Annotated in this window: 19 protein-coding genes; 12 read left to right on the top strand and 7 right to left on the bottom strand. The window is 64.4% G+C overall.

Features of this window, described 5'->3' with window-relative positions; genetic code table 11:
• Positions 1-63: 63 nt before the first annotated feature.
• On the bottom strand, positions 64-1056 hold the full coding sequence (locus P0Y43_RS07825) for an NAD-dependent epimerase/dehydratase family protein (RefSeq protein ID WP_275636735.1): 993 nt from the start codon (positions 1054-1056) through the stop codon (positions 64-66).
• A 53-nt stretch (positions 1057-1109) separates the two neighbouring features.
• Complete coding sequence (locus P0Y43_RS07820; RefSeq protein ID WP_275636734.1) at positions 1110-2000, bottom strand: LysR family transcriptional regulator ArgP; 891 nt, start codon at positions 1998-2000, stop codon at positions 1110-1112.
• 125 nt (positions 2001-2125) lie between these two features.
• Between P0Y43_RS07820 and P0Y43_RS07815 the strand changes: the two genes are divergently transcribed.
• The 9 genes from P0Y43_RS07815 (at position 2126) to P0Y43_RS07775 (ending at position 15597) form a co-directional block, all read left to right on the top strand.
• Entirely contained in the window at positions 2126-2725 is a 600-nt protein-coding gene (locus tag P0Y43_RS07815) for a LysE/ArgO family amino acid transporter (RefSeq protein WP_275636733.1), read from the top strand.
• Positions 2726-2916: 191 nt separating this feature from the next.
• Positions 2917-3513 (top strand): superoxide dismutase, encoded by a 597-nt coding sequence (locus P0Y43_RS07810; protein WP_275636732.1) that lies wholly within the window; start codon positions 2917-2919, stop codon positions 3511-3513.
• Between the two features lie 298 nt (positions 3514-3811).
• On the top strand, positions 3812-5863 hold the full coding sequence (locus tag P0Y43_RS07805; protein ID WP_275636731.1) for a putative bifunctional diguanylate cyclase/phosphodiesterase: 2052 nt from the start codon (positions 3812-3814) through the stop codon (positions 5861-5863).
• A 160-nt stretch (positions 5864-6023) separates the two neighbouring features.
• Positions 6024-7361 (top strand): imelysin family protein, encoded by a 1338-nt coding sequence (locus P0Y43_RS07800; RefSeq protein ID WP_275636730.1) that lies wholly within the window; start codon positions 6024-6026, stop codon positions 7359-7361.
• A 188-nt stretch (positions 7362-7549) separates the two neighbouring features.
• A complete protein-coding gene (locus P0Y43_RS07795) occupies positions 7550-8971 on the top strand; it encodes a di-heme oxidoredictase family protein (RefSeq protein ID WP_275636729.1) in 1422 nt (473 codons plus the stop codon).
• A gap of 18 nt (positions 8972-8989) precedes the next feature.
• Entirely contained in the window at positions 8990-10054 is a 1065-nt protein-coding gene (locus P0Y43_RS07790) for an imelysin family protein (protein ID WP_275636728.1), read from the top strand.
• A gap of 2 nt (positions 10055-10056) precedes the next feature.
• Positions 10057-11154, top strand: a complete 1098-nt coding sequence (locus P0Y43_RS07785; RefSeq protein WP_275636727.1) for a DUF1513 domain-containing protein — start codon at positions 10057-10059, stop codon at positions 11152-11154.
• A 244-nt stretch (positions 11155-11398) separates the two neighbouring features.
• The gene (locus tag P0Y43_RS07780) at positions 11399-12529 is read left to right on the top strand and encodes an efflux RND transporter periplasmic adaptor subunit (protein WP_275636726.1); all 1131 of its coding nucleotides are present in this window, start codon (positions 11399-11401) and stop codon (positions 12527-12529) included.
• A gap of 11 nt (positions 12530-12540) precedes the next feature.
• Entirely contained in the window at positions 12541-15597 is a 3057-nt protein-coding gene (locus P0Y43_RS07775) for a multidrug efflux RND transporter permease subunit (RefSeq protein ID WP_275636725.1), read from the top strand.
• 95 nt (positions 15598-15692) lie between these two features.
• Here P0Y43_RS07775 and P0Y43_RS07770 read toward each other — a convergent pair whose 3' ends face one another.
• The 5 genes from P0Y43_RS07770 to colR form a co-directional block, all read right to left on the bottom strand.
• Entirely contained in the window at positions 15693-15923 is a 231-nt protein-coding gene (locus P0Y43_RS07770; RefSeq protein ID WP_275636724.1) for a hypothetical protein, read from the bottom strand.
• Positions 15920-16621, bottom strand: coding sequence for a lipopolysaccharide kinase InaA family protein (locus P0Y43_RS07765; RefSeq protein ID WP_275636723.1), 702 nt, complete (start codon positions 16619-16621; stop codon positions 15920-15922). Before P0Y43_RS07765 ends, P0Y43_RS07770 begins: the two co-directional genes overlap by 4 nt.
• 6 nt (positions 16622-16627) lie before the next feature.
• Positions 16628-17308 (bottom strand): class I SAM-dependent methyltransferase, encoded by a 681-nt coding sequence (locus P0Y43_RS07760; protein WP_275636722.1) that lies wholly within the window; start codon positions 17306-17308, stop codon positions 16628-16630.
• Positions 17309-17417: 109 nt separating this feature from the next.
• Positions 17418-18746 carry a sensor histidine kinase gene (locus P0Y43_RS07755; protein ID WP_275636721.1) on the bottom strand — a complete coding sequence of 443 codons (1329 nt, stop codon included), beginning with the start codon at positions 18744-18746 and terminating at the stop codon, positions 17418-17420.
• Positions 18736-19419, bottom strand: coding sequence for a two-component system response regulator ColR (gene colR, locus P0Y43_RS07750; protein WP_186553893.1), 684 nt, complete (start codon positions 19417-19419; stop codon positions 18736-18738). Before colR ends, P0Y43_RS07755 begins: the two co-directional genes overlap by 11 nt.
• Positions 19420-19598: 179 nt before the next feature.
• Between colR and P0Y43_RS07745 the strand changes: the two genes are divergently transcribed.
• The 3 genes from P0Y43_RS07745 (at position 19599) to P0Y43_RS07735 (ending at position 22167) form a co-directional block, all read left to right on the top strand.
• Positions 19599-20327, top strand: a complete 729-nt coding sequence (locus tag P0Y43_RS07745) for a phosphatase PAP2 family protein (protein WP_275636720.1) — start codon at positions 19599-19601, stop codon at positions 20325-20327.
• A gap of 318 nt (positions 20328-20645) precedes the next feature.
• Entirely contained in the window at positions 20646-21128 is a 483-nt protein-coding gene (locus tag P0Y43_RS07740) for a hypothetical protein (protein ID WP_275636719.1), read from the top strand.
• A 55-nt stretch (positions 21129-21183) separates the two neighbouring features.
• Positions 21184-22167, top strand: coding sequence for an IS5 family transposase (locus P0Y43_RS07735; protein WP_275635279.1), 984 nt, complete (start codon positions 21184-21186; stop codon positions 22165-22167).
• Positions 22168-22283: the final 116 nt, after the last annotated feature.

The raw sequence follows: 22283 nt of genomic DNA, 5'->3' as shown, positions 1-22283 counted from the left end.
CGTTCAACCGCAGTAGTAGCAAATGGGCATGAGTATAAACCGCCGAAGCAGCACTGATGACCATCAAGCGCCCGGTAGGTTCTTCCACCAGGCGCAGAATTCATCCAGCGCGCTCCACACACTGACCTTGGGGCGATAGTCGAGGTACTGCCGGGCGCGGCTGATGTCGAGGGTGAAATCCTTGCTCATCACCTGCATGGCGGTGCGCGTCAGGGTCGGTTGCGGGCGGCCGGGCCACAGCAGGCAAGCGGCCTCGTTGACCGCCGCCAGGCTGTAGGCCAGGCCGTAGGAGCGGTAGCGGGTGACTGGCGGCAGTTGCATCTGGCGCATCACGTAGTTGACCACGTCCCACAGTGGCAGCGGCTGGCCGTTGCTGATGTTGTAGGCCTGGCCAAGCGCCTGGGCATCGGCGAACAAGGCACTGAGCAGGGCGTCGTTGAGGTTGTGCACGCTGGTGAAGTCGACCTTGTTCAGGCCGTTGCCGATGATCGCCAGGCGTTTTTTCGCCTGCATGCGCAGCAACCGCGCAAAGATGCTGGCGTCGCCCGCCCCGGTGACGAAGCGCGGGCGCAGGGCCAGCACCTCCAGGCCGAACTCCTGGGCGCCGAAGACCTTTTGCTCGGCCAGGTGCTTGGTCAGTGCGTAGTGGTCGTGGAAACGCCGGGGCACCTGGTCTTCGCGGATGTCCAGGCGCGAGCGGCCGGTGAAGTAGATCGACGGCGACGACAGGTGCACCAGGCGCCGCACATGCTCCTTGATGCAGCCTTCGACGACGTTCTCGGTGACCACCACGTTGCCCTGGTGGAAGTCCTGGTAACGCCCCCAGTTGCCCACCGCACCGGCGCAATGCACCACCGCGTCGACGCCCTGGCACAGGCGCCGGGCCAGCTCGGGGTCGTTGAGGTCACCGGGTATGTACTGCGCCCCGCGCTTGACCAGGTGCTCCACACCCTCGGCACGGCGGCCGTTGACCCGCACCTGGAGGCCCTGCTCCAGGGCGAAGCGCGCGAAGCGCCCGCCGATGAAGCCGCTCGCGCCGGTGACCAGAATAAGCATGTAAGAAAACTCCGCCTTGCCAGATTACAGATTGCAACTGACGCCGCCCGCGCCTAGAAGGGCACCAGCCAGCCCGGCGCCGCATGGCGCAGGTGATCGGTCAGTTGCGCGAGCAGTTGCCCGCCATTGCGCCAATGATGCCAGTACAGCGGCACATCGATGGGAGTATCGCTGCAGATTTCCACCAGTTGCCCGTTTGCCAGCTGCTCACGCGCTTGCAACTCAGGCACCAGCCCCCAGCCGAGACCGGCTTCGGTCATGCGCAGAAAGCCCTCGGACGACGGGCAGAGATGATGCAGGAAACCGCCCTGAATACCCAGGGAGGCCAGGTAGCGGTGTTGCAGGACATCATCCGGGCCGTACACCACCGCCGGGCTGCGGGCCAGGCGCGTGGCGTCGAACCCCGTGGGAAAGTGCCGCGCCACGAACGCCGGGCTGGCCAGCGCCCGGTAGCGCATGGCCCCCAGCGGCAGGCTGCGTGCGCCAGCCACGGGCCGTTCGCTGGCGCACAGGCAGGCGGCCACCTCGCCCGCGCGCATGCGCTTGAGGCCCACTTCCTGGTCTTCGACCACCAGCTCCAGCAACACCCCCTGGCTGGCGCAGAAGCCCCCCACCGCGCCGGCCCACCAGGTCGCCAGGCTGTCGGCGTTGAGGGCGATGCGCAGGCGTTCGGGTGCGCCCTCCTCGTCCAGCGCCGGCACCTGGCGTTGCAGGTCGCGCTCCAGCAACCGCACCTGCTGGACGTGGTTGAGCAACTGGCGCCCGACCTCGGTGGGACTGGGCGGTGTGGCGCGCACCAGCACCGGCTGGCCAACCCGCGCCTCGAGCAGCTTGATGCGCTGGGAAATCGCCGATTGCGACAAGCCCAGCACCTGGGCGGCGCGCTCGAAACCGCCTTGTTCGATCACTGCGGCGAGGGCGGCGAGCAGTTTGTAGTCGAACATCGATTTTCCTAATGCCGGATGAGCTTTATTGGTTTTTCTTATACAGCGCCGATCGCCACAATGGCCAGCATCTTCTTCGTACTTTCGCGTGGGCTACAGGCCCACGCCCATGGGGTGTTGGCGCTATGTGGCAAAGCTATATGAACGGCATGCTGGTGGCCTTCGGGCTGATCATGGCCATCGGGACGCAGAATGCCTTCGTCCTCGCGCAGAGTTTGCGGCGTGAACACCACGTGCCGGTGGCGCTGCTGTGCGTGGTGTGCGATGCGATCCTGGTCGCCGCCGGGGTGTTCGGGCTGGCCACGGTGCTGGCGCACAACCCCACCTTGCTGGCGGCGGCGCGCTGGGGCGGTGCGGTGTTCCTGACCTGGTATGGCGCCAAGGCCCTGCGGCGGGCCTGCTCCAGGCAAAGCCTGGAGCACCAGGCGGGCCAAGGCATGCGCTCGCGGCGCGCAGTGCTGCTCAGCGCGCTGGCGGTGACGCTGCTCAACCCGCACGTGTACCTGGACACCGTGCTGTTGATCGGCTCACTGGGGGCCCAGCAGACAGTGCCTGGCGCCTATGTGGCCGGCGCGGCGAGCGCCTCGCTGGTGTGGTTCCTCACCCTGGCCCTGGGCGCGGCCTGGCTGGCTCCATGGCTGGCGCGACCCGGCACCTGGCGGCTGCTGGACTTGATGGTGGCGGTGATGATGTTCGCGGTGGCGGCGCAGCTGGTATTCACCTGAGCCCACCGGTCGGCATGGCCCGACCGCTCTGGAACCTCTATTCCCTATAGTTGTTGCGTGGTTATGCGCGGGGGCTGGTGCTATGATCCAGCCCTCGCGTCGCAAAGAGTACAAACTCGCCGACGCTCCTCGGGCCGCCCGTGATCGGCCTTGCGCAAACCGCGAACTAGACCTGAATCAGGAGATCCACCATGGCTTTTGAATTGCCGCCGCTGCCGTACGCCCACGATGCCCTGCAGCCGCACATCTCCAAGGAAACCCTGGAGTTCCACCACGACAAGCACCACAACACCTACGTCGTGAACCTGAACAACCTGGTCCCAGGCACCGAATTCGAAGGCAAGACCCTGGAAGAGATCGTCAAGACCTCCTCCGGCGGCATCTTCAACAACGCCGCCCAGGTCTGGAACCACACCTTCTACTGGAACTGCCTGGCACCGAACGCCGGTGGCCAACCGACCGGCGCCCTGGCTGAAGCCATCAACGCCGCCTTCGGTTCCTTCGACAAGTTCAAAGAAGAGTTCACCAAGACCTCCGTCGGCACCTTCGGCTCCGGCTGGGGCTGGCTGGTGAAGAAGGCCGACGGCTCCCTGGCCCTGGCCAGCACCATCGGCGCCGGCTGCCCGCTGACCAGCGGCGACACCCCGCTGCTGACCTGCGACGTCTGGGAACACGCCTACTACATCGACTACCGCAACCTGCGTCCGAAGTACGTCGAGGCGTTCTGGAACCTGGTCAACTGGAAGTTCGTCGCCGAGCAGTTCGAAGGCAACACCTTCAAGGCCTGATTGCGATCAGCCCTTTGAAAAACCCGGCCCTGGCCGGGTTTTTTTATGCCCGCGCCAGTGCCAGCCCACCCCCACCCGACGATTGCTCGCCGCCCTCTTGCTCGGCGCCGATAGCGCGCTAACATCAAACGTCTGGAAAGTTGACTTCGCGCACTCAAGTCGCATGACGGCGCAACCGATACAGAGCCAAGGGCAATGCCGTAGAGGGGACGTCGACTGCCGTGGCAACGGGTCGATAGTGTATTGCTGTCAAATGATGGCAAAATAATGGCGCGCGCATGGATTAAGGAAACCCCCATTGAAGCTGGAATTTCGGAACAGCTTATCGGTCAAGTTGCTCAGGGTCGTGCTGCTTTCGGCGCTGGCGGTCGGTGTCGTCCTCAGCTGCGCGCAGATCGTCTATGACACCTACAAGACCCGCCAGGCCGTCAACAACGATGCCCAGCGCATCCTCGACATGTTCCGCGACCCGTCCACCCAGGCGGTATACAGCCTCGACCGGGAAATGGGCATGCAGGTCATGGAAGGCTTGTTCCAGGACCAGGCCGTGCGCATGGCCTCCATCGGCCACCCCAACGAAACCATGCTGGCGGAGAAGTCACGCCCCTTGCAGGACCTGCCCCTGCGCTGGCTCACCGACCTGATCCTCGGCCAGGAGCGCACCTTCACCACGCAACTGGTCGGCCGCGGTCCCTACAGCGAATACTACGGCGACCTGAGCATCACCCTCGACACCGCCGGCTACGGTGAAGGTTTCCTGATCAACGCGGTGATCATCTTCATTTCCGGCGTGCTGCGCGCCCTGGCCATGGGCCTGGTGCTGTACCTGGTCTACCACTGGCTGCTGACCAAGCCGCTGTCGAAGATCATCGAGCACCTCACGCAGATCAACCCCGACCGCCCCAGCCAACACCAGATCCCGCAGCTCAAGGGCCACGAGAAGAACGAACTGGGTATCTGGGTCAACACCGCCAACCAGTTGCTGGCCTCGATCGAACGCAACACCCACCTGCGCCACGAGGCCGAGAACAGCCTGCAACGCATGGCCCAGTACGACTTCCTCACCGGCCTGCCCAACCGCCAGCAACTGCAGCAGCAACTGGACAAGATCCTCGCCGACGGTGGCCGCCTGCAACACCGGGTGGCGGTGCTGTGCGTGGGCCTGGACGATTTCAAGGGCATCAACGAGCAGTTCAGCTACCAGGTCGGCGACCAGTTGCTGCTGGCCCTGGCCGACCGTCTGCGCGCGCACAGCGGCCGCCTCGGCGCCCTGGCGCGCCTGGGTGGTGACCAGTTCGCCCTGGTCCAGGCCAACATCGAGCAGCCCTACGAGGCGGCAGAGCTGGCCCAGAGCATCCTCGACGACCTGGAAGTGCCATTCGCCCTCGACCTTCAGGAAATCCGCCTGCGCGCCACCATCGGCATCACCCTGTTCCCCGAGGACGGCGACAGCACCGAGAAACTGTTGCAGAAGGCCGAGCAGACCATGACCCTGGCCAAGGCCCGCTCGCGCAACCGCTACCAGTTCTACATCGCCAGCGTCGACAGCGAAATGCGTCGACGCCGCGAGTTGGAAAAAGACCTGCGCGAGGCCCTGCCACGCAACCAGCTGTACCTGGTGTACCAACCGCAGATCAGCTACCGCGACCACCGCGTGGTCGGCGTCGAGGCGCTGCTGCGCTGGCAGCACCCGGAGCTGGGCATGGTGCCGCCGGACCAGTTCATCCCCCTGGCCGAGCAGAACGGCAACATCATCGCCATCGGCGAGTGGGTGCTCGACCAGGCCTGCCGTCAACTGCGCGAATGGCACGACCTGGGCTTCAGCGAGCTGCGCATGGCGGTCAACCTGTCCACCGTGCAGTTGCACCACAACGAGCTGCCGCGGGTGGTCAACAACCTGCTGCAGATCTACCGCCTGCCGCCGCGCAGCCTGGAACTGGAGGTCACCGAGACCGGCCTGATGGAAGACATCAGCACCGCCGCCCAGCACCTGCTCAGCCTGCGCCGCTCGGGCGCGCTGATCGCCATCGACGACTTCGGCACCGGCTACTCCTCGTTGAGTTACCTCAAGTCGCTGCCGCTGGACAAGATCAAGATCGACAAGAGCTTCGTCCAGGACCTGCTCGACGACGATGACGACGCCACCATCGTTCGCGCCATCATCCAACTGGGCAAGAGCCTGGGCATGCAGGTGATCGCCGAAGGCGTGGAAACCGCCGAGCAGGAAAGCTACATCGTTGCCCAAGGCTGCCACGAGGGCCAGGGCTACCACTACAGCAAGCCGTTGCCCTCACGCGAGCTGACCGCGTTCCTGCGCCATGCGCAACGCAACCAGGTCTCGGTGCTGTAACCCCCGTATTGCCTGACACTGCCCGGGAACGGGCATTTACATGAAATGCGCGCCCGGCCCTTTACACCAAATGCAAATCTTTCGCATTATGTTGCGGTTTCGCGTGCCACGGCGCACTGTTCCACCCTTGGTCCAACCACACGACGCAGGAATACCTACAATGATTCGAATGCCTCTGGCCTCCGCCAGTCTGCTGGCCATCGCCATCGCCCTCGCCGGTTGCGGCGAAGGCAAGGATGAAAAGGCCGCCGCGCCGCAAGCCCAGGCACCTGCTGCCGCCAGCACCGCCGCCGCGGCGCCGGGCGCTGTCGATGAGGCGGCCGGCAAGGCCGTGGTCAAGCACTACGCGGAAATGGTCCACGCCGTGTACAGCGACTCGCTGAGCACCGCCAAGCAACTGCAGACCGCCATCGACGCGTTCCTGGCCAAGCCCAACGACGACACCCTGAAGGCCGCCAAGGCCGCCTGGGCCGCCGCCCGCGTTCCGTACCTGCAGAGCGAAACCTTCCGCTTCGGCAACACCATCATCGACGACTGGGAAGGCCAAGTGAACGCCTGGCCCCTGGACGAAGGCCTGATCGACTACGTCGACAAGAGCTATGAGCACGCCCTGGGCAACCCGGCGGCCAGCGCCAACATCATCGCCAACACCGAGATCCAGGTCGGCGAAGAGAAGGTCGACGTCAAGGACATCACCCCTGAGAAACTGGCCAGCCTGAACGAGCTGGGCGGCTCCGAAGCCAACGTCGCCACCGGCTACCACGCCATCGAATTCCTGCTCTGGGGCCAGGACCTCAACGGCACCGGCCCAGGCGCCGGCAACCGTCCGGCTTCCGACTACCTGGAAGGCCAGGGCGCCACTGGCGGTCACAACGACCGTCGCCGCGCCTACCTGAAGGCGGTCACCGAGCTGCTGGTCAAGGACCTGGAAGAAATGGTCGGCAACTGGGCGCCGAACGTCGCCGACAACTACCGCGCCCAGCTCGAAGGCGAGCCTGTGGCCGATGGCCTGCGCAAGATGCTGTTCGGCATGGGCAGCCTGTCGCTGGGCGAGCTGGCCGGCGAGCGCATGAAGGTGTCCCTGGAGGCGAACTCGCCGGAAGACGAGCAGGACTGCTTCAGCGACAACACCCACTACTCGCACTTCTACGACGCCAAGGGCATCCGCAACGTCTACCTGGGCGAGTACACCCGTGCCGACGGCAGCAAGCTGACCGGCCCGAGCCTGTCGTCGCTGGTGGCCAAGGTCGACCCGGCCACCGACGCCACCCTCAAGGCAGACCTGGAGAACACCGAGGCGAAGATCCAGGTGATCGTCGACCACGCGCTCAAGGGCGAGCACTACGACCAGCTGATCGCCGCCGACAACGCCGCAGGCAACCAGATCGTGCGCGATGCCATCGCCTCGCTGGTCAAGCAGACCGGCGCGATCGAGCAGGCCGCAGGCAAGCTGGGGATCGACAACCTGAACCCGGATACCGCCGATCACGAGTTCTGATCGCGGTTGAGTGGTTTGCAAGAGGCGGCCTTCGGGCCGCCTTTTTTATTGCCCGCGAGAGGGCCGGCACTGACGCCTCCTTCCCCAATGGCCTCCTTTTCATGCAGCAATTGCAAATTGCTCTTATTCAACCTCAGCCATTTTGCTAAGCTTGCACGCCGGTTTTTGCCCCCAGCCCAGGATTCTTGATGTCCTTGCTCCGCCTAAGCCCCCTGCTGTTGGCCCTCGCCTTGGCCGCCTGTGACGACGCCCCGCGTTTCACCCAGGCCGAGCCCGGCGAAGCGCTGTCCGGCGGCAAGGCGACGGTGCTGCGCAGCGACCGCAACGCTTTCTCGATGCCCTCGGCCAACCTCTCGCCCGAGCGACGCCTGGACTTCAGCGTCGGCAACAGTTTCTTCCGCAGCCCCTGGGTCATCGCCCCGTCCACCACCACCGCCCGCGACGGCCTCGGCCCGCTGTTCAACACCAACGCCTGCCAGAACTGCCACGTGCGCGATGGCCGCGGCCACCCGCCCGAGGCCGACGCCAGCAACGCGGTGTCGATGCTGGTGCGCCTGTCGATTCCCGACCAGCCCGCCTACGCCAAGGAAATCGAGCGCATCGGCGTGCTGCCCGAGCCCACCTATGGCACCCAGTTGCAGGACATGGCCATCCCCGGCGTGAAGCCCGAGGGCAAGGTACGCGTGGACTACACCGGCGAAACCGTGACCTTCGCCGACGGCCACCAGGTCGAACTGCGCCGCCCGGCGCTGCAGATCACCCAGCTTGGCTACGGCGCGATGCACCCCAACACGCGCTTCTCCGCCCGGGTGGCGCCACCGATGATCGGCCTGGGCCTGCTCGAGGCCATCCCCGAGGCGGCGATCCTGGCCAACGAAGACCCCGACGACCGTAACGGCGATGGCATCCGTGGCCGCGCCAACCGGGTGTGGGACGACGCCCAGGGCAAGACCGTGGTCGGCCGCTTCGGCTGGAAGGCCGGGCAACCCAACGTCAACCAGCAAAACGTGCATGCGTTTTCCGGCGACATGGGCCTGACCAGCACGCTCAAGCCCGAGGACGACTGCACCCCGGCCCAGGTCGAATGCCTGGCCGCGCCCAACGGCGATGGCGCCGACGGCGAGAAGGAAGTCAGCGACAACATCCTGCGCCTGGTCACCTTCTACACCCGCAACCTCGGCGTACCGGCGCGGCGCAACGTCGATGCGCCCCAGGTGCTGGCCGGCAAGAACCTGTTCTTCCAGGCCGGCTGCCAAGGCTGCCACACCCCCCAGTTCACCACCGGCGCCAACCCCGAGGAGCCGGAACTGGCGAACCAGGTGATCCGCCCCTACAGCGACCTGCTGCTGCACGACATGGGCCCGGGCCTGGCCGACAACCGCAGCGAGTTCGCCGCAGGTGGCCAGGACTGGCGCACCCCGCCGTTGTGGGGCATCGGCCTGACCGAGACGGTCAGCGGCCACACCCAGTTCCTGCATGACGGGCGCGCCCGCAACCTGCTCGAAGCCGTGCTCTGGCACGGTGGCGAAGCCGAGGCCGCGCGCCGTCAGGTGCTGTCCTTCAATGCCGAGCAGCGCGCCGCGCTGCTGGCGTTCCTGAATTCCCTTTAAAACGCGCAAGGAGCCGGCATGTTCCGACCCAAACTGTTGTTCACCAGCCTCGCCGCACTCGCCCTCGGCGCCTGCTCGCCCCAAGACCCCCAGGCGGTGACCTCCGCCGCGATCGCCAAGCAGGTGATCCTGCCGACCTACAGCCGTTGGGTCGAGGCCGACCGTGTGCTGGCCGCCAGCGCCCTGGCCTACTGCGAAGGCAAGGAATCCCTGGACAAGGCCCGCGCCGACTTCCTCGCCGCGCAAAAAGCCTGGGCCGAGCTGCAACCGCTGCTGGTCGGCCCGCTGGCCGAGGGCAACCGCGCCTGGCAAGTGCAGTTCTGGCCCGACAAGAAGAACCTGGTCGGCCGTCAGGTCGAGCAACTGGTCGCCGGCGACTCGCCCGTCGATGCCGCGGCCCTGGCCAAGGCCAGCGTGGTGGTGCGTGGCCTGTCGGCCTATGAGTACATCCTCTTCGACAGCAAGCCGGACATCGCCAGCGCTGAACAGAAGGCCCGCTACTGCCCGTTGCTGGTAGCCATCGGCGAGCACCAGAAGGCCCTGGCCGAGGAAATCCTCAAAGGCTGGAACAGCACCGACGGCATGCTCTCGCAGATGACCAAGTTCCCCAACCAACGCTACGCCGACTCCCACGAGGCCATCGCCGACCTGCTGCGCGCCCAGGTCACCGCCCTGGACACCCTGAAGAAAAAGCTCGGCGCGCCCATGGGTCGGCAGAGCAAGGGCATCGCCCAGCCGTTGCAGGCCGAAGCCTGGCGCAGCCACTCCTCGCTCAAGAGCCTGGAAGCCTCGCTCAACGCCGCGCAGACGGTCTGGGTCGGGGTCGACAACAAGGGCCTGCGCGGCCTGCTGGGCAACGACCAGAAGGCCCTGGCACAGAAGATCGACGATGCCTACGCCACAGCTGCCAAGCTGCTGGCCGACAACCAGAAGCCACTGGGCGAGTTGCTCGAGGACGACGCCGGCAAGCAGACCCTCAACCAGATCTACGACAGCCTCAACGTCGTCCACCGCCTGCACGAAGGCGAGCTGGCCAAGGCGTTGAACATCCAGCTGGGCTTCAATGCCAACGACGGTGACTGATCATGCTGCGACGCCAGGCCCTCAAACTCGGTAGCGTCCTGCTCAGCGCCCTGACCCTGGGCGGCTGGAGCCTGTTGCGCAACAAAGGCAGCGAACCGCTGCTGCTGTCGGCGCGCGACGATGCCGATGGCGGGCACTATGCCGTGGGCTACCGCCTCGACGGCACCCAGGTGTTCGCCACCCGGGTGGCCCAGCGTTGCCATGCGATCATCCACCACCCCGAGCAGCCCATCGCCCTGTTCGTCGCCCGCCGCCCGGGCACCGAAAGCTACCTGGTCGACCTGCGCGACGGCCGCCTGTTGCAGACCGTGACCTCGCAACCGAACCGCCACTTCTACGGCCATGCGGTGATCCACAAGGGCGGCGAGTGGCTGTACGCCACCGAGAACGACACCACCGACCCTGGCCGTGGCGTGCTCGGGGTGTACCGCTTCGAAGGCGAGCGCCTGGTGCACACTGGGGAAATATCGACCCACGGCATCGGCCCACACGAGGTGGCGTGGCTGCCCGACGGCGAGACCCTGGTCGTGGCCAACGGCGGCATCCGCACCGAGGCCGAGAGCCGCGTGGAGATGAACCTCGACGCCATGGAGCCGAGCCTGGTGCTGATGCGGCGCGATGGCACGCTGGTGAGCAAGGAAACCCTCGCCCAGCAGATGAACAGCGTGCGCCACCTGTCGGTGGGCAGCGACGGCACCGTGGTCGCCTGCCAGCAGTTCATGGGCGGCGCCGAGGTGACGGCCGAGCTGCTGGCGATCAAGCGCCCGGGGGAGCCGTTCAAGGCCTTCCCGGTACCGGAGCGGCAGTTGCAGTCGATGGCCCAGTACACCGCCAGCGTGGCGATTCACAGCGACTTGCGCCTGGTGGCGCTGACCGCGCCGCGGGCCAACCGGTTGTTCATCTGGGACCTGGACAGCGGCGCGGTGAAGCTCGATGCGCCGATGCCCGATTGTGCCGGGGTGGGCGCGGTGAAGGACGGCTTCGTCGTCACCTCCGGGCAGGGGCGCTGCCGCTTCTACGATTGCCGCAAGACCGAGCTGGTCGGGCAGCCGATGAATTTGCCGTCCGGGTTGTGGGATAACCACCTGCACCTGGTCTGACCTGCTGTTTCGTCTGTCACGGCCCCATCGCGGGGCAAGCACGCGCCCACAGCTACAGCGCTGTGCTTGAAACCGGCGGTGGGCCTGTGGGCTTGCCCCGCGATAGGGCCCGCTTGAACGACACCTTCGTTCCGCCCTTCCCCACTGCCCGCAAAACAGGCAATACTTCCCCTCATCCGCACGTGGGCAGGACCGCCCGTTGTCGTGCCATACCCATAACAATCATTTCCAAGGAACCGGACCCATGCTTCGTCGCCGCATGCTGATCATGCTGGCTGTCGTCCTGCTGATCGTCCTCGCTCTGGCCGGCATCAAGGCGTACTCCATCCATAAGCAGATCCAGATGTTCTCCGCGCCCAAGCCGCCGATCAGCGTGGCCGCAGCCAAGGCCGAGCAACGCCAGTGGCAGGAGCGCCTGCCCGCGGTCGGCAGCCTCAAGGCTCTGCAAGGCGTGGAGCTGAGCCTGGAGGTGGCGGGCACGGTCAAGGCCCTGCACTTCGACTCCGGCCAGCCGGTCAAGGCTGGCCAATTGCTGCTGGAGCTGGACAGCGAACAGGAAACCGCGCTGCTCGGCACCGCCCAGGCCGACCTGGGCCTGGCCCAGGTCGACTACGGGCGCGGCAGGCAACTGGTGGGCGATTCGGCCATCTCACGCGGCGAATTCGACCGCCTTACCGCGCAGTACCGGCGCAACCAGGCCGTGGTCGAGCAACTCAAGGCCTCGCTGGCCAAGAAAAGCATGAAGGCGCCGTTCAGCGGCACCATCGGCATTCGCCAGGTGGACGTCGGCGACTACCTGGCCAGCGGCACGGTGATCGCCACCCTGCAAGACCTCTCCAGCCTCTACGTCGACTTCAACGTGCCCGAGCAGGCGTTGCCACAGCTGTCGCTTGGCCAGCAGGTGCTGGTGCAGGTGGCCGCCTTCCCCGGCCAGACCTTCAGCGCCAGCCTCAGCGCCCTCAACCCCAAAGTCGAGGAAAGCACCCGCAACCTGCTGGTGCGCGCCACCCTGGCCAACCCCGACGGCAAGCTGCTGCCGGGCATGTTCGCCAACCTGCTGGTGCTGCTGCCGGACCCGCGTCCGCAAGTGGTCATACCGGAAAGCGCGGTCACCTACACCCTGTACGGCAACTCGGTGTACGTGGTCGGCGAGAAGAAGGCCGACGACGGCCAGGCGCAGCTGGTTGCCGAGCAGCGCACGATCCAGACCGGCGAGCGCCGCGAGGGTGTGGTGGTGGTCGCCAAGGGCCTGCAAGCGGGTGAGCAGGTGGTCACCGCCGGGCAACTCAAGCTCAGCCCCGGCGCGGTGATTCGCATCAGCCAGGACCCGCCCCTGCAACCCGCTGACCGGCAAAGCGCCAGCGGCAAGCCCTGAAGGAGGTTGGCATGGCATTCACCGACCCCTTCATCCGTCGCCCGGTACTGGCCAGCGTGGTCAGCCTGCTGATCCTGCTGCTGGGTTTCCAGGCCTGGAGCAAGCTGCAGATCCGCCAATACCCGCAGATGGAAAACGCCCTGATCACGGTGACCACCGCCTACCCCGGGGCCAACGCCGAGACCATCCAGGGCTACATCACCCAGCCCTTGCAGCAGAGCCTGGCCAGCGCCGACGGTATCGACTACATGACCTCGGTGAGCCGGCAGAACTTCTCGGTGATCTCGGTCTATGCGCGCATCGGCGCCGACAGCGACCGCCTGTTCACCCAACTGCTGGCCAAGGCCAACGAGGTGCGCAACAAACTGCCGCAGGACTCCGAAGACCCGGTGCTGAGCAAGGAAGCCGCCGACGCCTCGGCGCTGATGTACATCAGCTTCTACTCCAGCGAGATGAGCAACCCGCAGATCACCGACTACCTGTCGCGGGTCATCCAGCCCAAGCTCGCCACCCTGCCGGGCATGGCGGAGGCACAAATCCTCGGCAACCAGGTGTTCGCCATGCGTATCTGGGTCGACCCGGTGAAGCTCGCCGGCTTCGGCCTCTCGGCCAACGATGTGACCAGCGCCGTGCGCCGCTACAACTTCCTCGCCGCCGCTGGCGAGGTGAAAGGCGAGTACGTGGTCACCAGCATCAACGCCAGCACCGAGCTGAAATCCGCCGAGGCGTTCGCCAGCATTCCAGTCAAGACCGTGGGCGACAGCCGCGTGTTGTTGGGCGACGTGGCGCGTATCGAGATGGGCGCGGAGAACTACGACACGGTCAGTTCGTTCGACGGCACCCCGTCGGTGTACATCGGCATCAAGGCCACCCCGGCGGCCAACCCGCTGGAGGTGATCAAGGAAGTGCGGCGGATCATGCCCGAGCTGGAAAGCCAGTTGCCATCGGCGCTGAGGGTGTCGATCGCCTACGACGCCACGCTGTTCATCCAGGCCTCGATCAACGAGGTGATCAAGACCCTGGCCGAGGCGGTGCTGATCGTCATCGTCGTGGTGTTCCTGTTCCTCGGCGCACTGCGCTCGGTGCTGATCCCGGTGGTGACCATTCCGTTGTCGATGATCGGCGTGCTGTTCTTCATGCAGATGATGGGCTACTCGCTGAACCTGCTGACGCTGCTGGCGATGGTGCTGGCCATCGGCCTGGTGGTGGACGACGCCATCGTCGTGGTGGAGAACATCCACCGCCATATCGAGGAAGGCAAGACGCCCACCGAAGCGGCCCTGGAGGGCGCCCGCGAGATCGCCATGCCGGTGGTGTCGATGACCATCACCCTGGCCGCGGTGTACGCGCCGATCGGTTTCCTCGAAGGCCTGACCGGCGCCCTGTTCAAGGAGTTCGCCCTCACCCTGGCAGGCGCGGTGATCATCTCTGGCGTGGTCGCCCTGACCCTCTCGCCAATGATGTGCGCCCTGCTGCTGCGCCCCGAGCAGAACGCCAGCGGCCTGGCGCATCGCCTGGACCTGATCTTCGAGCGCCTGAAAGTGCGCTACCAGCGCCTGCTGCACGCCACGCTGAACAGCCGCCCAGTGGTGCTGGTGTTCGCCGCGATCATCCTGTGCCTGATCCCGGTGCTGCTGATGTTCACCCAGAACGAACTGGCGCCCAACGAGGACCAGGGCGTGATCTTCATGATGAGCAGTTCGCCGCAACCGGCCAACCTGGATTACCTCAACGCCTACACCGACCAGTTCACCCCGCTGTTCAAGACCTTTCCCGAGTACTATTCGTCGTTCCAGATCAACGGCTTCAACGGCGTGCAAAGCGGTATCGGCGGTTTCCTGCTCAAGCCGTGGGACGAACGCGAGCGCACGCAGATGGAGTTGCTGCCGCTGGTGCAGGCCAAGCTCGAAGACATCGGCGGCCTGCAGATCTTCGGCTTCAACCTGCCATCGCTGCCCGGCACCGGCGAGGGCCTGCCCTTCCAGTTCGTGATCAACACAGCCGGCGACTATCCGGCGCTGCTGGAGGTGGCCCAGCGCGTCAAAGAGCGCGCCCAGGCCTCGGGCAAGTTCGCCTTCCTCGACATCGACCTGGCCTTCGACAAACCCGAAGTGGTGGTCGACATCGACCGCGCCAAGGCGGCGCAGATGGGCGTGTCGATGGACGCCCTGGGCGGCACCCTGGCAACCCTGCTGGGCGAGGCGGAGATCAACCGCTTCACCCTCGAGGGCCGCAGCTACAAGGTGATCGCCCAGGTCGAACGGCCCTACCGCGCCAACCCCGGTTGGCTGAACAACTACTACGTGAAGAACGACCAGGGTCAATTGCTGCCGCTGTCGACCCTGATCACCCTCAGCGAACGTGCGCGTCCGCGCCAGCTCAACCAGTTCCAGCAGTTGAATTCGGCGATCATCCAGGGCGTGCCGCTGGTCAGCATCGGCGAGGCATTGCAGACGGTGCGCGACATCGCCCGTGAAGAAGCGCCAGAGGGCTTTTCGTTCGACTATGCGGGCGCGGCGCGGCAGTTCGTGCAGGAAGGCAGCGCACTGTGGGTGACCTTCGGCCTGGCCCTGGCGATCATCTTCCTGGTGCTGGCGGCACAGTTCGAGAGCTTCCGCGACCCATTGGTGATCCTGGTGACGGTGCCGTTGTCGATCTGCGGGGCGTTGCTGCCGTTGTTCCTTGGGGTGTCGAGCATGAACATCTACACCCAGGTGGGCCTGGTGACGCTGATCGGGCTGATCAGCAAGCATGGCATCCTGATCGTCGAGTTCGCCAACCAGTTGCGCGAGGAGCGCGGCCTGGGCGTGCGCGAGGCGATCGAGGAAGCCGCAGCGATCCGCCTGCGGCCGGTGCTGATGACCACCGCGGCGATGGTGTTCGGCATGGTGCCGTTGATCCTCGCCACCGGGGCGGGGGCGGTAAGCCGCTTCGACATCGGCATCGTGATCGCCACCGGGATGTCGATTGGCACGTTGTTCACCTTGTTCGTGTTGCCGTGCATCTACAGCCTGCTGGCGCATCGGACGGTGGCGGATGGGCGGGCCGGGGCTGCCCAGGAAAATTGAGGTTGGCGATAGGGCCCGCAAACCCAACACAACCCTCCCCCCAAAAACACCGAGGCCCCGCACATCGCGGGGCCCCGGCCATTCCACCACAGGTTTCAGCCAAACGGCCGCAACCCCTGCCGCATGCCAAACAGGAACAGCAACAGGTCATGGTCCGGCTCGGTCCGCACCTGCTCCTGTTTCACCACACGTGGCGAGCCACACGGCCCCGCCGCGTCGCACTGGCTGAACACGGTCGGCCGCGGCTGCTCCCAGGCGGCCACCGCCACCGTGGTCACGGCCAACGCACCGAACAGGAATAAAGCTCGTGCTATTTCTAGTTTCATGCCCCTAACCCTTTGACAGCGCTGCCAAACGCCATCTGGTAAAAATAGAGCAGGGTTTGCCATTGCGCTTCGTTGAGTGACGAATGGCGACGCAGTTGGCGCAGGTCGTTGTAGGCCGCACGCTGGCAGCTGATACGCCGACGGCACTTTTCCAGATCCAGCAACGCCACCTCGGCCCGTGCCTGCTCGCCCTCACCCACCACCTTGACGAACACGTGCTTGCCGTACAGGCAGCCATGCTGCCAGTGCCCCAGGTGCATGCGCGCCAGGTTGTCGGCCAAGTCCTTGAGCATGCTGTCGTGCAGTGCCTGCGGGTAACGCTCGCGCGCGCCCTGGGCATGCCAGGTCTCGAGGTCGACGAAGCCATCCAGCGCCTCGCTTACCAGCAAGGCCCGCCATTGGTGCTCGGCGTCACGCTCGGCACCACAGAAGACAATGCGCGGCACACGCACGCCGAGTTGCTCGAAACGGTGCAGGGCATCGAGTTCGCGCAATACCGTGGGGCGCCCGAACGGGTGCAGCAGGCTGCGGTAGATATGCCCCACCTGGCGTTTGGCATACAACAGGTGGCCGTTGCCATCGTCCAGGCGCTGCACGCCACTTTCACCACCACGCCGCTGGTTGGGCTCCTCGACCCACTCGCCCTGCTGTTGCCAGTAGTAGTCGAACTGCGATGCCTGCACCTGAGCTGTAGCCATGGATCCTCACCCTTTGCGCAATACGTAGACTCGCCACATGGCGTAGAACGGCAGGAAGTCCAGGCGCTCCTGAATTCTGAAACCGGCTGTCACAAATTCCTCTTCAACCGTATCAGCAGGTAACACAAAACGATTCTGGTAACTGTCCTGCTCGGCCTTGGCGCTGCGCCGCTTTTCCAGCTTCTTGCGCCGCCAAGCCTTGAAGTTGCCATCCACCCACAGCGAGAGAATCACGCTATCTCGGCTAACCCTTTGAAACTCTGAAAGAATTTGTTTTCGATGAGCCGCTTCGCCAATGTGATGGAACAACCGCATGCAGAAGATGCTGTCCACGGCGTTGTCCGGCAGGTCGATGGCAAAGGCAGAGGTTTGCAAAGGCCGTACCCGGGCCACGACTTCCGGCGGTTGTGACGCACAAGCTGTCTCGATCATCGCCGCCGAGTTGTCGGCGCCAATAATCACGCGGTTGGGTTTTTCCGCCAGCAACGGCCAGAAACGCCCGGCGCCGCACGGCAGGTCGAGGACCAGGCCCGGTTCGCCGGCCAGCGTCAGCGCACGGCGAGCCAGTTGCTCATCACGTTGGTGGGAGAGACGACGAGCCAGGCCGTCCTGGTGCTTGAGAAAGTACTCATGGGCGTGTTGCTGGTCGTACTTTTCGGAAAATTCGAGTTTGGTGGGGCTACGCATGAGACATCTCCTGACTCCAATGCCCGCCACCTTAGGGGGGCGGGCGTTGGTATCCGGTCATGTCTTTGTGAAAAATCCGTCAGCGCTATCAGAGAAGTCTTACAAATGATTACTCAATAACTGACGAGCGATCGCTACTTTCGCCATCCGCAGAGAGGGCCCGGCCTTGGCTCAGGTCGACCTGGAAGCGACAACCATGCGGCGCGGTGGCGGTCAGGGTGACGCGCCAGCCCTGGTCGTCGCAGATCCGCTGTACCAGCGACAGGCCCAGGCCCAAGCCCTCGCCACGCCGTTCATCGCCGCGCACGAAGGGCTTGAACATCGCCTCGCGCTGTTCTTCGGGAATACCCACGCCGCTGTCTTCGACGCTGAAACCGTAGGCTTCAAGGCTCAGGCGGATATAGCCGCTGTCGGTGTAGTGGGCGGCATTGCGCAGCAGGTTGCCCATCACCGATTGCAGGAAGGTGGCGTTGTACAGCACCGGGCTGGCGCTGACCCGACCGTCGTAGTACAGCGTCAGGCCCTTCTGCTCGATAGTGTCGCGCCACACGCCGGTGAGGTCATCGGCCACCTCACGCAGGGTCAGGCGCGAAGCCACGGCGCCCTCGTCGCGCTGGGCACGGGCGAGCATCAGGAAGGTCTTGACCAATTCACGCATCTCCTCGGTGGCGCGGGCGATCCGCTCCACTTGGTTGCGCGAACGGCTGTCCAGCGTCGGGTTCTCCATCAGCAACTCGCACGAGGTGGCCAGCACCATCAGCGGGGTGCGCAGTTCGTGGCTGACGTCGCTGGTGAACAGCCGCTCACGGGTCAGGGCGTCGCGCAAGCGGCCGAGTGTATCGTCGAAGGCCGCAGCCAACTGCCCGACCTCGTCCGCTGCGTAGTCCGGCGCCAGCGGCGGCGCCAGGCCCAGCAACTGGTCGCGGTGGCGCACCTGGCGGGCCAGGCGGATCACCGGCGCCATCACCCGGCGCGCCAGCAGCCAACCGAGGAACACCGCCAGCACCAGGCTGAGCAGGAAGCCCACCACCACCACCGCGAACAGCACCCGCTCGCGCTCCTCGAAGTCGCTCTGGTCCTGCAGCAGCACGTAGTGACGGCCATCCACCACTTCGACCATGGCGTGGTACGAGAGCTGGTCGCGGAATACCTCGTGAAAGCCCGGCTCGAGGTGGCGCAGGTCCTTGGGCAGTTCGAAGTCGTCGCGCCCGCCGCTGAAGTAGAACAGCTGGTCGGGGCGTGGGCGATGGCTCCAGTCGCTGACGCTGTCCATCCGCAGCAGGCGCTGCAGGTCACCGCCGAGCACCGAGGAAATCAACCGTTCTTCGACCAGGTGCACGGTGGCGACGATACCGAAGGCAAATGCGCCGGCGACCATCGCGCTCATCAGCGCGAAGGCGATGATGATGCGCTGGGCGAGGCTCTGCTTAAACTCCATCGCGGCCCTCGGCGAGGCGATAGCCGACGCCATGGACGGTGTGCAGCAGGGGTTTGTCGAACGGCTTGTCGATCACCTGGCGCAGTTGGTGAACATGGCTGCGCAGGCTGTCGCTGTCGGGGCAATCGTCGCCCCACAGGGCTTCTTCGAGCACTTCGCGGCGCAGCACGTGCGGGCTCTTCTGCATCAGCACGGCGAGCAGCTTCAAGCCCACCGGGTTGAGCTTGAGCAGGCGGCCCTGGCGGGTGACTTCGAGGGTGTCCAGGTCGTAGCTGAGGTCGGCGACCTGCAGGGTACGCCGGCCACCGCCCTGGGAGCGGCGCAGCACGGCTTCGATGCGCGCCGCCAGTTCCGACAGGGCGAAGGGCTTGAGCAGGTAGTCGTCGGCGCCAGAGCGGAAGCCCTGCAGGCGGTCGTCGAGTTGGTCGCGGGCGGTGAGCATGATCACCGGGGTGTCGCGGCGGGCATCCTCGCGCAGGCGTTTGCACAGGGTGTAGCCATCGATGCCGGGCAGCATGATGTCGAGCACGATCAGGTCGTAGTGCTCGGTGGCGGCCAAGTGCAGGCCGGACAGGCCATCCTGGGCGCAGTCGACCGTGTAGCCTTTCATGCCCAGGTAATCGGCCAGGTTGGCGAGGATATCGCGGTTGTCTTCAACCAAAAGAATGCGCATCGGGGTCTCCTGTGCGGCGCTTCGCTAGGGTGCGCGGCAGGGCGCAGCTTAAGACCATCGTCGGCACTGTGCCAGTCCCTTGGAAAATTCAGCGAACTTGACGGTTTTTTCACTGATCCTTCACGGACAGAGGATGGCGAGCGCACGACAATGCCCGGTCTTTTCCCCTTGGAGTCGTCATGCGACAACGCACTCGTCCGCGTCCGATCAATCTCTGGCTGTACCTGGGCATCCCCCTGACTGTTGCCGCAGTCCTGCTTCTGCTGGAACTGACGTCGATCGACATGGACGTCGCCAACCTGTTCTTCGACCCCGACGCCGGACAGTTCATCGGCCGTCACAGTTACCTGCTGGAAACGTTCATGCATGACCGGGTCAAGCAAGGCGTGATCGTGCTCGGGCTTATCTCGCTGGGCGCATTCGCCGCGAGCTTTGTTTGCAAGTCCTTGTTCAGCTGGCGTCGCGAGCTGGGTTGCCTGGTATTGGCATTGGGGCTGTCGACCGCTTTCGTCACACCACTGAAGAAGGTGACCCAGGTGCAATGCCCGTGGAGCCTGACCCAGTTCGGCGGCAAGGAAACCTACAGCAAGCTACTGGAACACCGGCCGGCGACCGACAAGCCGGGGCTGTGCTGGCCAGGCGGGCATGCGGCCACCGGATTCTGCCTGTTCGGTCTGTTCTTCATGCTGCGAGACCGCCGGCCTAAGCTGGCGCGGGTGGCGTTCGCGACGGCCCTGGTGGCCGGCTCGGTACTGGGGCTGGGGCGAATGCTGCAGGGCGCGCACTTCCTGTCGCATAACGTATGGACCGCAGTGTTCTGTTGGTTGATCGGCTTGGGGTCGTATTACTTGGTGTTGTATCGCAGGGGCATGGCCGAGGCGCCAGACAGCGAGCGTCGCGTGGCCTGAAAGAGGGGCCGCTTTGCGGGCCCAATGTAAAGCACAGGAGGACGAAAAGCCCAGCGCTCACGAACTGGAGCGTTATCTAGGCTCCGAGGGTGCCGGTGGCTTAGATCATGCCGCCCATTCCAACGGGCGGCGGGCCGTCGGCATGATCAACGGGTGTCGGACATCCTCTTGCAGGTGCTTGCACAGGGCACACCCCAGATTTTGAATAAGGGAAAGCTCGGTGGCTGTAACGTCGTCCGGAACTGTTATTTTTGCCAGGTTACGAGGTCGGTCTCTCCGCGTATGTTGAAGCCTCCAGCCGACACGAGGAACATGGACATGTCCCATAAACCAAGCACGACGGGTTTCAAAGCAGCCTTGTACACCGTAGGCGGTGCTCTGCTGAACTTTACAACAGTAGAAAAGGAGTCGGGTTATAGCGGAAGTCCGAGACAGAGAGCGAAAGGCCTTGCTGCCGATGCCGGTGCATGGGAAGGCGTTAAGAACGTCCCCACCGACTACCTGTGCGCAACGGACGTCTGGGACGATGAGACTATGATGTGGTTCGCTCATACCGAAGTGGACGGCAAGCCATTCTTCAATCTTTATTACACCCTCGACAATAAAGGTGTCTACACGACCGATCGAGGTTATCTCCATCTGTCAGACCCAGAAGAGCATCTTCACCGATATATCCTAATTGATGCCGATAATGGCAGCAGGCTGGACATTTCTAAAATGCTGAAGGAAAGCAAGACCGAATATAAGGTCTATTTGCAATCCGCTCAGGATTCTCCGATCAAGTCAGCGCAGATCGTCTGACCTGTGCTGAAATAGCCCTCCGCCCAACTCTCACGCCCGAGCAAGCCTCCACCCCATGAGTCAGATGAGCTTTTCCGATTTCGAATACGCCGGTAAGCGCAAGCAAACCCGTCGTGAGCGTTTCCTGGCCGAGATGGAACAGGTCGTGCCGTGGAGCGGACTGGTCGCGTTGATCGAACCGCATTACCCAAAGGCAGGTGGCGGTCGCAAACCCTATCCATTGGAAACCATGCTGCGCATTCATCTACTGCAAAACTGGTTTTCACTGAGTGACCCGGCTATGGAAGAAGCGCTGTACGAGATCACTTCGATGCGCCAGTTTGCTCGACTGACGCTCAGCGCTCCAATCCCCGAAGACACGACGATCATGAATTTCCGGCACCTGCTGGAGAAGCACCAGTTGGCGGCAGGCATCCTGGAAACCATCAACGCCTACCTGCGAGACAAAGGCTTGTCGCTGCGCCAGGGCACAATCGTCGATGCCACGATCATCCACGCGCCCAGTTCGACCAAGAACAAGGAGGGCAAACGCGATCCGGAAATGCACCAGACGAAGAAGGGAAACCAGTACTTCTTCGGCATGAAAGCGCATATCGGAGCCGATGCTGAATCGGGTCTGGTACATCATGTCCATGGCACCGCCGCCAACGTGGCTGACGTGACGGAAGTTGCCCATCTGCTGCATGGTGACGAGAATGTTGTCTGTGCTGATGCGGGTTACACCGGCGTAGAGAAGCGGCCTGAACATGACGGTCGGCAGGTGATCTGGCAGATCGCAGCACGCCGCAGTACTTACAAGAAATTGAGTAAGCGCAGCGCCCTGTACAAGGCCAGGCGCAGGATTGAAAAGGTCAAAGCCCAGGCAAGGGCCAAGGTCGAACACCCATTTCGCGTCATCAAGCGGCAGTTCGGTTACGTGAAAACTCGTTTCCGCGGGTTGGCCAAGAACACGGCGCAACTGACCACGCTCTTTGCGTTGTCGAATCTGTGGATGGCCCGGCGGCAACTATTGAGCGTGACGGGAGAGGTGCGTCTGTGATGCAGAAAAACCAGAGGCGTCTCTGGTTTTTTGTGTAATGCGCGGCTGAAAAACCGGCTGAACCGACGCTGTCTGCGATCAGGGAGCGGATATCTGGTGACTTGTTCGGAGCATCC

Source organism: Pseudomonas entomophila (assembly GCF_029193575.1).
In the GTDB taxonomy this organism is placed as follows: Bacteria; Pseudomonadota; Gammaproteobacteria; order Pseudomonadales; family Pseudomonadaceae; genus Aquipseudomonas; species Aquipseudomonas entomophila_G.
The sequence above is the reverse complement of the archived record's forward strand: the minus strand, read 5'-3'. Positions and strand labels throughout refer to the sequence as shown.